General features: G+C 56.2%; 2 rRNA genes. Both read left to right on the plus strand.

Features of this window, described 5'->3' with window-relative positions:
- Window positions 1–118, plus strand: a 16S ribosomal RNA gene (locus AAAT03_RS09865); the annotation flags it as partial.
- 399 nt (window positions 119–517) lie between these two features.
- Window positions 518–648, plus strand: a 23S ribosomal RNA gene (locus tag AAAT03_RS09870); the annotation flags it as partial.

Here is a 648-nt window from a genome sequence, read left to right on the forward strand (position 1 = left end):
TGCACCCGAAGTCGCCGGCCCAACCGAGAGGGGGGAGGCGCCGAAGGTGTGGAGGGTGAGGGGGGTGAAGTCGTAACAAGGTAGCCGTACCGGAAGGTGCGGCTGGATCACCTCCTTTCTAGGGAGACACATTCTTAGAGAGAAAGCACTTTAACTCGAATAGAGGGCAGGAGCCCGTCCGGTAGATGTCCGCCAGGATGATTCCCCGCAGCACCCGGTCCCCGGGGTCGCACCCGCGTACCTTGAGAGCCGCATAGCGATAGGAGAGAGATGGAAGATCATTCTTCCAGACTCGATTCTTTTCTGCGATTTATCAGACAGAATGATAGCAATCATTCATCCGATCCAAACAAGAAGAATTCACTTATTAATGAGTGAGGAGCATCTGATCGCGAGCACAGTCAACACTGTGCCGCGGTATGAGATACCCGAATTGCGACATACGAGCGCTATTCATGATATCGATTAATTGACTTAATTAGCGACACGTGGATATCCCGCGGGCCCGAGTGCGGTCCCGCAAGATACCACGGGCGCACGGCGGATGCCTTGGCACAGGGAGCCGATGAAGGACGCGGCAAGCTGCGATAATCCCCGGCGAGGAGCACACATCCTTCGACCCGGGGGTCTCCGAATGGGCGAACCCAT

The organism is Collinsella sp. CLA-AA-H167, from assembly GCF_040095305.1.
GTDB lineage: Bacteria > Actinomycetota > Coriobacteriia > Coriobacteriales > Coriobacteriaceae > Collinsella.